8 protein-coding genes and 1 rRNA gene are annotated in these 10,877 nt (G+C 71.5%); 4 read left to right on the forward strand and 5 right to left on the reverse strand.

Annotated elements, in window-relative coordinates; translation table 11 throughout:
* Positions 1-2: 2 nt before the first annotated feature.
* On the reverse strand, positions 3-1,172 hold the full coding sequence (locus RZ50_RS01765) for a PP2C family protein-serine/threonine phosphatase (protein ID WP_308271181.1): 1,170 nt from the start codon (positions 1,170-1,172) through the stop codon (positions 3-5).
* Between the two features lie 195 nt (positions 1,173-1,367).
* Between RZ50_RS01765 and RZ50_RS01770 the strand changes: the two genes are divergently transcribed.
* The gene (locus tag RZ50_RS01770) at positions 1,368-1,586 is read left to right on the forward strand and encodes a heavy-metal-associated domain-containing protein (RefSeq protein ID WP_196947131.1); all 219 of its coding nucleotides are present in this window, start codon (positions 1,368-1,370) and stop codon (positions 1,584-1,586) included.
* Between the two features lie 68 nt (positions 1,587-1,654).
* A complete protein-coding gene (locus tag RZ50_RS01775; RefSeq protein WP_217680191.1) occupies positions 1,655-3,925 on the forward strand; it encodes a cation-translocating P-type ATPase in 2,271 nt (756 codons plus the stop codon).
* Between the two features lie 96 nt (positions 3,926-4,021).
* On the opposite strand, the gene RZ50_RS01780 is transcribed toward RZ50_RS01775, so the two are convergent.
* The 3 genes from RZ50_RS01780 to RZ50_RS01790 form a co-directional block, all read right to left on the reverse strand.
* A complete protein-coding gene (locus RZ50_RS01780; protein ID WP_196947133.1) occupies positions 4,022-4,741 on the reverse strand; it encodes an SDR family NAD(P)-dependent oxidoreductase in 720 nt (239 codons plus the stop codon).
* 563 nt (positions 4,742-5,304) lie between these two features.
* Complete coding sequence (locus RZ50_RS01785; protein WP_196947134.1) at positions 5,305-6,594, reverse strand: citrate synthase; 1,290 nt, start codon at positions 6,592-6,594, stop codon at positions 5,305-5,307.
* A gap of 225 nt (positions 6,595-6,819) precedes the next feature.
* Positions 6,820-9,054, reverse strand: coding sequence for an ATP-dependent RecD-like DNA helicase (locus RZ50_RS01790; protein ID WP_196947135.1), 2,235 nt, complete (start codon positions 9,052-9,054; stop codon positions 6,820-6,822).
* Between the two features lie 177 nt (positions 9,055-9,231).
* On the opposite strand from RZ50_RS01790, the gene RZ50_RS01795 reads away from it, so the two are divergent.
* Together RZ50_RS01795 and RZ50_RS01800 are read left to right on the forward strand one after the other, a co-directional pair.
* Entirely contained in the window at positions 9,232-10,023 is a 792-nt protein-coding gene (locus RZ50_RS01795; protein ID WP_196947136.1) for a VOC family protein, read from the forward strand.
* A 99-nt stretch (positions 10,024-10,122) separates the two neighbouring features.
* Entirely contained in the window at positions 10,123-10,584 is a 462-nt protein-coding gene (locus tag RZ50_RS01800) for a GNAT family N-acetyltransferase (RefSeq protein WP_196947137.1), read from the forward strand.
* A gap of 51 nt (positions 10,585-10,635) precedes the next feature.
* Here RZ50_RS01800 and rrf read toward each other — a convergent pair.
* Positions 10,636-10,752: ribosomal RNA gene (gene rrf, locus RZ50_RS01805) — 5S ribosomal RNA — on the reverse strand.
* Between the last annotated feature and the right edge of the window lie 125 nt (positions 10,753-10,877).

Below are 10,877 nucleotides of genomic sequence, written 5' to 3' on the forward strand. Positions count from 1 at the left end.
CGTCAGTCCGTCCGGGTGATCAGCAGCAGCAGCGCGTCGTCCCGCAGCTCCCCGCCCGTGTGCGCCAGCAGGTCCGCGTACACCCGCCCCACCGCCGCCTCCAGCTCCCCCGCCGAGCGCGCCGCCCCGTGCACCAGCGGCCCGACCCGCTCCGCCAGCGGGTAGAACTCCCCGCTCCCGTGGTGCCGCGCCTCGATCACGCCGTCCGTGCAGAGCACCAGCACGTCCTCCGCCCCGAACGGCTGCCCCCAGCTGGTCGGCTCCCCCGCCGCCAGCCGGCCGAGGCCGAGCGGCACCCACGGGTCCGGCGCGTCCAGCACGTGCACCCGCCCTTCGCCGTCCACCCGGATCGGCGACACGTGCCCGTACTGGAGCAGTTCCATCACCCCGGGCGTGCGGAACTCCGCGAACAGCGCCGTGGTGAACTCCCCGTCCGGGGCGTGCCGCTCGACGCTGGCCTCGATCCGGGCCGCGACGCCCCGCAGCCCGGCCTCGTCGTACGCGGCCTCGCGGAACGCGCCCAGCACCACCGCCGCGGTCTGGACCGCCGCCAGCCCCTTGCCCCGGACGTCCCCGACCGCGACCCGCGTCCCGTGCGGCGTCTCCAGCACCGAGTACAGGTCCCCGCCGATCCGCGAGGCGTCCGCCGCCGACACGTACCGCACGGCCAGCCGCAGCGGCCCGACGGCCGGTCCCGGCAGTTGCAGCAGGGCCCGCTGGGCGGCCTCGGCGACGGAGCTGACCGCCGCGAAGGCCGCCGCCCGCCGCATCCGGATCTTGGCCACCCAGGCCGAGAACAGCGTCAGCACCACGTAGCTGACCATCGCGCCGTAGAGGAAGCGCGCGTCGTCGATGTTGTCGACCTCGTCGTGGTGGCTGAGCCCGAAGACCGCGAGCAGCCCGGTCGCGCAGACCGCGAGCAGTTCGCCGGGCCTGAGGGTGAGCGCGGCGACGGTCGGGACCACGGTCATCAGCGGGGCGAGGTAGCGGTCCTTGCCGGAGAGGAAGTCCGCGAGCGCGACCAGCAGGACGGCGAGCAGCGCCGGGGTGGCGCGCCACCAGAACGGCACGTCCTGGAGGTCGGCGGCCAGCAGTGCGCCGCGCTGCCGGTCCGGTGGCAGCCCGGCGGCGGTGGGGGCCGAGGGTGACTGGGCGCGGCGGATCCGAAACACATACCGAACATAAGGGACGATCACGACGCCGAACCAGCCCCCCCACCCCGTCACGCTCCCCCGACCCCCGGCCGACCGGACGCCCGCGATGCGCTCCGGTTCACCCACCCCTCCTCGGAAATACCCCATAGGGGTATGGTGTTATGAGAGTAGGAATCCGCACCGCAATTGCACCGACCGTCCCGGAGGCCCCAGATGTCCAGCACCATCACCTACACCGTGTCCGGCATGAGCTGCGGCCACTGCGAGAAGGCGATCAGCGAGGAGCTCTCCGCCCTGGCCGGGGTCACCGAGGTCGCCGCCGACGCCAAGGCCGGCACCGTGACGGTCTCCTCCGCCGCCCCGTTGGACGAGGAGCAGGTCCGCGCCGCCGTCGACGAGGCCGGCTACGAACTGGTCGGCCCCAGCGCCTGATCCACCACGGTACGGCGGGGGCCCGGCAGCGGCCCCCGCCGCACGCCCCCAGCAAGGAGCTGATCCGCATGAGCACCTCCGCCCCGGACGTCGGGGCCCCGGACCGGATCGAGCTGTCGATCGGCGGGATGACCTGCGCCTCCTGCGCCGCCCGGATCGAGAAGAAGCTCAACCGGATGGACGGCGTCGAGGCCACCGTCAACTTCGCCACCGAGAAGGCCCGGGTCGACTACGGCCCCGGCGTCACGGTCGAGGACCTGATCGCCACCGTCGAGCGCACCGGCTACACCGCCGAGCCCCCGCCGCCCCCGGCCCCCGCCGCCCCCGAACCGGCCGGCACCGCCGCCGCGCCCGGGCGGCCCGCCGCCGACCCGCTCCTCGACCGGCTGCTGATCAGCACCGTGCTCAGCGTCCCGGTGGTCCTGCTGTCGATGGTCCCGGCCCTCCAGTTCACCAACTGGCAGTGGCTGGCCTTCGCACTCACCGGCCCGGTCGTCGTCCACGGCGGCCTGCCCTTCCACCGCGCCGCCTGGACCAACCTCCGGCACGGCGCCGCGACCATGGACACCCTGGTCTCGCTCGGCACCCTGGCCGCCTTCGGCTGGTCCTTCTGGGCCCTGTTCTGGGGCCACGCCGGCATGCCCGGGATGCGCCACGACTTCTCGTTCTCGATCGGCGACACCGACGCCTCCTCCACGCTCTACCTGGAGACCGCCGCCGCCGTCACCGTGCTGATCCTGCTCGGCCGCTACCTGGAGGCCCGCTCCAAGCGCCGGGCCGGCGCCGCCCTGCACGCCCTGCTCGACCTCGGCGCCAAGGACGTCGCGGTGCTCCAGGACGGCCACGAGGTCCGGCTGCCCGTGGACCGGCTGACCGTCGGCACCCGCTTCGTGGTGCGCCCCGGCGAGACGATCGCCACCGACGGCACGGTGGTCGAGGGCGGCTCCGTGGTGGACGCCTCGATGCTCACCGGCGAATCCGTCCCGATCGAGGTCATGGTCGGGGACACCGTCACCGGCGCCACCGTCAACGTCGACGGCCGACTGGTCGTCGAGGCCACCCGGGTCGGCGCGGACACCCGGCTCGCCCGGATGGCCAGGCTCGTCGAGGAGGCCCAGAACGGCAAGGCCGCCGCCCAGCGCCTGGCCGACCGGATCTCCGCCGTCTTCGTCCCGGCCGTCATCCTGATCGCGCTCGCCACCCTGGTCGGCTGGCTGCTCGCCACCGACAGCCCCACCCAGGCGTTCACCGCCGCCGTGGCCGTCCTGATCATCGCCTGCCCCTGCGCCCTCGGTCTGGCCACCCCGACCGCGCTCATGGTCGGCACCGGCCGCGGCGCCCAGCTCGGCATCCTGATCAAGGGCCCGGAGGTGCTGGAGACGACCCGCGCGGTCGACACCGTCGTGCTGGACAAGACCGGCACCGTCACCACCGGCCGGATGACCCTGCTCGCCGTGCACACCGCCGAGGGTGTCACCGAGGCCGAGGCGCTGCGCCTGGCCGGCGCCGTGGAGCACGCCTCCGAGCACCCGATCGCCCGGGCGATCGCCGAGGCCGCCGCCGACCGGACCGGCCCGCTGCCCCCGGTCGAGGACTTCCGCAACGTGCCCGGGCGGGGCGTGGAGGGCGTCGTGGACGGCCGTACGGTACTGGCCGGGCGCGAGGTCCTGCTGGCCGACCGCGCGCAGCACCTGCCGCCCGTCCTGGCCCGCGCCAAGGCCGCCGCCGAGGCGGCGGGCCGCACCGCGATCGCGGTCGGCTGGGACGGCGAGGCGCGGGCCGTGCTGGAGGTCGCCGACGGGGTCAAGCCGACCAGCGCCGAGGCCGTCGCCGAACTGCGCGCCCTGGGCCTGCGCCCGGTGCTGCTGACCGGCGACAACCGGGCGGTGGCCGAGGCGGTCGCGGCCGAGGTCGGCATCGACCCGCAGGACGTGGTCGCCGAGGTGCTGCCCGAGGACAAGGTCGAAGCCGTCAAGCGCCTCCAGACCGAAGGCCGTTCGGTCGCGATGGTCGGCGACGGCGTCAACGACGCGGCCGCGCTCGCCCAGGCCGACCTGGGCCTGGCGATGGGCACCGGCACCGACGCCGCGATCGAGGCGAGCGACCTCACCCTGGTCCGCGGCGACCTGCGCTCGGCGGCCGACGCCATCCGGCTCTCCCGCCGCACCCTCGGCACCATCAAGGGCAACCTCTTCTGGGCCTTCGGCTACAACGTGGCGGCGATCCCGCTGGCCGCCGCCGGACTGCTCAACCCGATGATCGCCGGGGCCGCGATGGCCTTCTCCTCGGTCTTCGTGGTCAGCAACAGCCTCCGGCTGCGCCGCTTCCGGCCCGCCTGAGGCACCTCCAGCCCGAGAGCACGAGAGCACGAGAGCCCGGCAGCACGACAGCACGAAGGCCCCGGACCGCGGTCGGTCCGGGGCCTTCGCCATGCCTCAACGCCCCAGCAGCTCGCCGCCGTTGCAGTGCAGGATCTCGCCGGTGATGAACCCGGCCTCGGGCGAGGCGAGGAAGTGCACCGCCGCCGCGACCTCACCGGTCTCGCCGATCCGACCGAGCAGCGTGCGCGCCGCCCGGCGGGCCACCTCGGCGTCGTCCAGCCGCGGCCCGAAGAACTCGGTGCCGGCGACCGTCCCCGGCGCGACGATGTTGGCGGTGATGCCCGAGGTCCCCAACTGCGCGGCCAGGAAGTGGTTCCAGGCGTGCAGCGAGGCCTTCGCCGCGCCGTAGCTGCCGGCCCCGCGCAGGGCGGCGATGGAGCTGATGGTGACCACCCGGCCGGAGCCGGGGGTGAGCCGGTCCCGGATCGACTCGGTGAGCAGCACGACGGTCAGCACGTTGCGCTCGAAGTCGCCGCGCCAGCGCGCCAGCAGGGCGTGCGGCCCGCCGCCGATGACGGTCTCCCGGCTGCCGGCGTTGTTCACCAGCACGTCGATGCGCTGGGGCAGTTCCTGGAGCGCGGTCTCCACGGCGTCCGGGTCGGCGAGGTCGCACACCAGCGGGGTGACGTTCGGCCCGAGGTCGGCCGCGGCCTTCTCCAGGACCTCCCGGCGGCGGCCCACGATCACCACGTTCTCGCCCGCTTCGGCGAACCGCCGCGCGACTTCGTACCCGATTCCCGTGCCACCGCCGGTGACAACGACGTTCCTGGCCATCTGCGCACTCCCTCCCCAGTTCCGCCGCCGTGCTGCAAGGGTGCGCGGCGGTCCGTACCGGAATGCCACGATTCCTATCACGCTCGGTTGCCGTGACTGCGGGGAGGGTGACGTCGCGCGCGCTGGAAGGTGTGATATGGGCGCGGAACGAAGCGCCTACGGAGCGTGGCGAGAGGCAGCTCACACCCCCCGGGCGTAACTTCTCACACCCTGATACGTCTTAGGTTGGTAGTGCGGCAGTTTTTCCGATGGGCTGGGACGCGATCAAACGGCAAAGCGTCCCCGCGCTTCCATCGGCTGCCGCCGACGGGGCTCCGGCGGGCCCCGGGAACGGTCGTCACTCTCGACGGCCTTCGCGCACGACGCCGGGGTTGCAGCGGGCCAGGGACGCTTTGAGCGGCCGTCCCCGGTTGCGGCCGGCCCCGGAGTCGTGCGCCGTACGGTTGCGTCCGCCCGCGGGCCCTTCGAGGCCCGTGGCACGGGGACGCGAAGGGGCCCGGCCGCTCAACAGCGGCCGGGCCCCTTTCCGCGGGGTCGTGCGTCGACTCTCCGCGGGGTGCGCGTCAGCGCCCGTCGAGCGGGACGTAGTCGCGGATCGCGGTGCCGGTGTAGATCTGGCGCGGACGGCCGATCCGGCTGGTCGGGTCGTTGATCATCTCGTGCCAGTGGGCGATCCAGCCCGGCAGCCGGCCGAGGGCGAACAGCACGGTGAACATGCTGGTCGGGAAGCCCATGGCGCGGTAGATCAGGCCGGTGTAGAAGTCCACGTTCGGGTACAGCTTGCGCGAGATGAAGAAGTCGTCCTTGAGGGCGTGCTCCTCCAGCTTGAGCGCGATGTCCAGCAGCTCGTCGTTCTTGCCGAGCTGGCCGAGGACCTCGTGCGCGAGGAGCTTGACCTGCGCGGCGCGCGGGTCGAAGGCCTTGTAGACGCGGTGCCCGAAGCCCATCAGCTTGACGCCGGCTTCCTTGTTCTTCACCTTCGTGATGAACGCGTCGACGTCGCCGCCGTCGTTCTTGATGCTCTCCAGCATCTCCAGCACGGCCTGGTTGGCGCCGCCGTGCAGCGGGCCCCACAGGGCCGAGATGCCGGCCGAGATGGAGGCGAACAGGTTGGCGTGGCTGGAGCCGACCAGGCGCACGGTGGAGGTGGAGCAGTTCTGCTCGTGGTCCGCGTGCAGGATGAGCAGCTTGTCCAGCGCGTTGACGACGACCGGGTTGAGCTCGTAGTCCTCGGCGGGGACCGCGAAGGTCATCCGCAGGAAGTTCTCGACGTAGCTCAGGTCGTTGCGCGGGTAGACGAAGGGCTGGCCCACCGCCTTCTTGTACGCGTAGGCCGCGATCGTCGGCAGCTTGGCCAGCAGGCGGACGGTCGACAGGTGGCGCTGGGCCGCGTCGAAGGGGTTGTGGCTCTCCGGGTAGAACGTGGAGAGCGCGCCGACCACCGAGGACAGCATGGCCATCGGGTGGGCGTCCCGCGGGAAGCCCTGGAAGAAGCGCTTGACGTCCTCGTGCAGCAGGGTGTGCTGGGTGATCTCGCGGTTGAACTCCGCCAGCTGGTCCGCGTTGGGCAGCTCGCCGTTGATCAGGAGGTACGCGGTCTCGATGAAGCCGCCCTGCGATGCGAGCTGCTCGATCGGGTAGCCGCGGTACCGCAGGATGCCGTTGTCACCGTCCACGAAGGTGATCGCGGACTTGTACGCGGCGGTGTTACCGAAGCCGTTGTCCAGGGTGACCAGGCCGGTCTGCGGCAGCAGCTTCGAGATGTCGAAGCCGGAGTTGCCCGCAGTGCTCTCGACGACGGGGTATTCGTACTCGCCGTCCTGGTACCGCAGTACTACCGAGTTGTCGCTCACGTCTTCCTCACCGACGAAATGAATCCTCTTCCAAGGTGCCCTGACTGTCTCTACCATCCCCCATCCGGAGGACAGTCGCGCACCCGGGGTGGCCCGGAAGGGCCCGCCCCTACAAAACCTGCCGCCGCAGCCGGTACGAACCGGACAAGATCGGCACCACCCTAGGCTCTGCCGTAAATCTCTTCACGTCAAGAGAACATTAGAGGCAACCATCCTGTTGGATAATCATCCAGCTGCTAGCCGATGATCGAGCGCCGCATGCCGCCGCCCTGCGCTGACGGCCCGCACGGCCTGTGCGATCGCCTTCCGTGACCCGACCAGCACCACGAGTTTCCTGGCCCTCGTCACGGCGGTGTAGAGCAGGTTCCGCTGGAGCATCGTCCAAGCGGACATGGTGACCGGAATCACCACCACCGGGTACTCGCTGCCCTGCGAGCGGTGGATCGTCACCGCGTACGCGTGGGCGAGCTCGTCCAGTTCGTCGAAGTCGTACTCCACCTCCTCGTCCTCGTCGGTGAGCACCGTCAGCCGCTGGTCGTCCACGCTGAGGGCCGTCACCACTCCCACTGTGCCGTTGAAGACGCCGTTCCGCCCCTTGTCGTAGTTGTTGCGGACCTGGGTGACCTTGTCCCCCACCCGGAAGGTCCGCCCGCCGAAGCGCCGCTCCGCCAGGCCCTCCCGGGCCGGCGTCACCGCCCCCTGCAACAGCGTGTTCAGGTTCCCCGCCCCCGCCGGGCCCCGGTGCATCGGCGCCAGCACCTGCACGTCCCGGCGCGGGTCGAAGCCGAACTTCTGCGGGATCCGGCGCGCCACCACGTCCACCGTCAACCCGGCCGCCCGCTCCGCGTCGTCCTCCACGAACAGGAAGAAGTCCGCCAGACCGTCCGTCAACGGCGGCTTGCCCTCGTTGATCCGGTGCGCGTTGGTCACCACGCCCGACTGCTGCGCCTGCCGGAAGATCCTGGTCAGCCGCACCGACGGGATCGGCCCGCCCTCGGCCAGCAGGTCCCGCAGCACCTCGCCGGCGCCCACCGACGGCAGCTGGTCCACGTCCCCCACGAACAGCAGGTGGGCACCCGGCGGCACCGCCTTGACCAGCTTGTTCGCCAGGATCAGGTCCAGCATCGAGGCCTCGTCCACCACCACCAGGTCCGCGTCCAGCGGCCGGTCCCGGTCGTACGCGGCGTCCCCGCCCGGCTTCAGCTCCAGCAGCCGGTGCACCGTCGAGGCCTCCACCCCGGTCAGCTCCGACAGCCGCTTCGCCGCCCGGCCGGTCGGCGCCGCGAGCACCACCTTCGCCCGCTTCGCCAGCGCCAGCGTCACGATCGACTTCACCGTGAACGACTTGCCGCAGCCCGGCCCGCCCGTCAGCACCGCCACCTTCTCGGTCAGCGCCAGCCGCACCGACTGCTCCTGCTCCGGCGCCAGCTCCGTCCCGGTCCGCTTCGCCAGCCACTCCAGCGCCACCGGCCAGTCCACGGAACCGAACCACGGCATCCGGTCGGAGTCCGAACGCAGCAGCCGCAGCAGCTGGTTGGCGAGCGAGATCTCCGCCCGGTGGAACGGCACCAGGTAGACCGCGGTGATCGGCTCCCCCGCCTCCCCCGGCACCGTCTCGCGCACCACCCCCTCGGCCGCGACCAGCTCGGCCAGGCAGTCGATCACCAGCCCCACGTCCACCTGCAACAGCTTCACGCCGTCCGCGATCAGCCGCTCCTCCGGCAGGTAGCAGTGCCCCTGGTCGCTGCTCTGCGACAGCGCGTACTGCAACCCCGCCTTCACCCGCTCCGGACTGTCGTGCGGGATCCCCACCGCCTGGGCGATCCGGTCCGCCGTCAGGAAACCGATGCCCCAGACGTCCGCCGCCAGCTTGTACGGCTCGTTCTTCACCACGCCGATCGAGGCGTCGCCGTACTGCTTGTAGATCCGCACAGCCAGGGAGGTCGACACCCCGACCCCCTGCAGGAAGACCATCACCTCCTTGATGGCCTTCTGCTCCTCCCAGGCCGCCGCGATCTTCTTCGTCCGCTTCGGCCCCAGCCCCGGCACCTCGATCAGCCGGCCCGGCTCGTTCTCGATCACCTCCAGGGTGTCCACCCCGAAGCGCTCCACGATCCGCTCGGCGAACCGCGGCCCGATCCCCTTGATCAGCCCGGAGCCCAGGTAGCGCTGGATGCCCTGGACGGTGGCCGGCAGCACCGTGGTGTAGTTCTCCACCGTGAACTGCCGCCCGTACTGCGGGTGCGAACCCCACCGCCCGTGCAGCCGCAGCGACTCGCCGACCTGCGCCCCGAGCAGCGCGCCCACCACGGTCAGCAGGTCGTTCCCGCCCCGCCCGGTGTCGACCCGGGCCACGGTGTAACCGGTCTCCTCGTTGGCATAGGTGATCCGCTCCAGCACGCCCTCGACCTCTGCGAGCTGGCGCGGTGCCTGCTGCCCCGACTGCGCCTGCCTGGCCACCGGAGCCCCCTTCGACCGGTACGGGTGGATCCTTCCGTCACGCACCGTACCGCCCGGCCCCGACAACCCGGGAACCCCGCCGTGCACCGTCCCCACCGAGGTGCCACCCTGGAAGGCCGAGGGGGTCGCCGACCGCGCCCGCACACGCACGGGCCCCGTCCGAGGAGCAGTGCCGCCATGCTCAACACCGACTTCCGCCCCGGCACTCCGAACTGGCTCGACCTGAGCAGCCCCGACACCCGGGCCTCCGTCGACTTCTACACCGCGCTGTTCGGCTGGACCTTCGACTCGGCCGGCCCCGAAGCCGGCGGCTACGGCTTCTTCCAGCTCGAAGGCCGCACCGTCGCCGCCCTCGGCCCGCTCGCCGAGGAGGGCGCCCTGCCCGGCTGGACCCTGTACTTCACCACCACCGACGCCGACCGCACCACCGAACTGGTCGAACAGGCCGGCGGCCGTGTCCGGTTCACCCCCTTCGACGTCTTCACCGCGGGCCGGATGGCGGGCTACACCGACCCGACCGGCGCCGACTTCGCGGTCTGGCAGCCGCACGACACCCGCGGTCTCGACCTCGTCAACGACGAGGGCAGCCTCTGCTGGACCGAGTGCTACAGCGTCGACGCCGAACGCGCCAAGGCCTTCTACCGCACCGTCTTCGGCTGGCAGGAACAGGACGTCCCGCTCGGCGAGGTCCTCTACACCGTCCTCACCCCGGCCGGCGGCGGCAGCGACGACGCCCACGGCGGCATCATGCAGCTCAGCCCCGAACACACCGCGCGCGGCACCTCCTCGCACTGGCTCCCCTACTTCGAGGTCCCCAACGTGGACGCCGCCCTCGCCATCGCCGACAAGCTCGCCGCGACGGTCCGGATCCCGGCGATGGACGTGCACGGCGTCGGTCGGCTCGCCCAGCTGGTCGACCCGCACGGCGCCGTCTTCGCCGTCATCACCAGCGCCGGGCCCGGGGAGTGACGCCGCATGGGTCCTACGGCCCTTCAGAAGGGCCGTGAAGGGGTGCTACGGGCGTAGATAGGACGTGGTGCAACAGAGGCGAGGGCCTATCCTCCGATCATGACTGAAACGGCTGTTCTGGCGATTCGACGAGCCACCGAGGACGACCTGCCGGCGATCGTGGCCATGCTCGCCGACGATCCGCTGGGCGCCACCCGCGAGAGCCCCGACGACCTCGGCCCGTACCGCACCGCCTTCGCCCGCATCGACGGCGACCCCCACCAGCACCTGGTCGTCGCCGACCGCGCCGGCCGCACCGTCGGCACCCTCCAGCTCACGATCGTCCCGGGCCTCTCCCGCAAGGGCGCCACCCGCGCGATCATCGAGGCCGTCCGCATCCACGCCGACGAACGCGGCAGCGGACTCGGGAGCGAACTGATCCGGTGGGCCGTCGAACGCTCCCGCGAACTCGGCGCCGACCTCGTCCAGCTCACCTCCGACGCCACGCGCACGGACGCGCATCGCTTCTACGAACGGCTCGGCTTCGAGGCTTCGCACCTCGGATTCAAACTCAAGCCCTGAAAACGCAGAAAGACCCCCTCCCGAATGGGAGGGGGTCTTTCTGGAATAATTGTTCGGCGGCGTCCTACTCTCCCACAGGGTCCCCCCTGCAGTACCATCGGCGCTGTGAGGCTTAGCTTCCGGGTTCGGAATGTAACCGGGCGTTTCCCTCACGCTATGACCACCGAAACACTATGAAACTGTCAACCGCACCAACCATCATCGGTTGGGGTCGTTGTTTCAGAACAACACAGTGGACGCGAGCAACTGAGGACAAGCCCTCGGCCTATTAGTACCGGTCAACTCCACCCCTC

Source organism: Kitasatospora sp. SUK 42, assembly GCF_015776785.2.
Lineage (GTDB): Bacteria > Actinomycetota > Actinomycetes > Streptomycetales > Streptomycetaceae > Kitasatospora.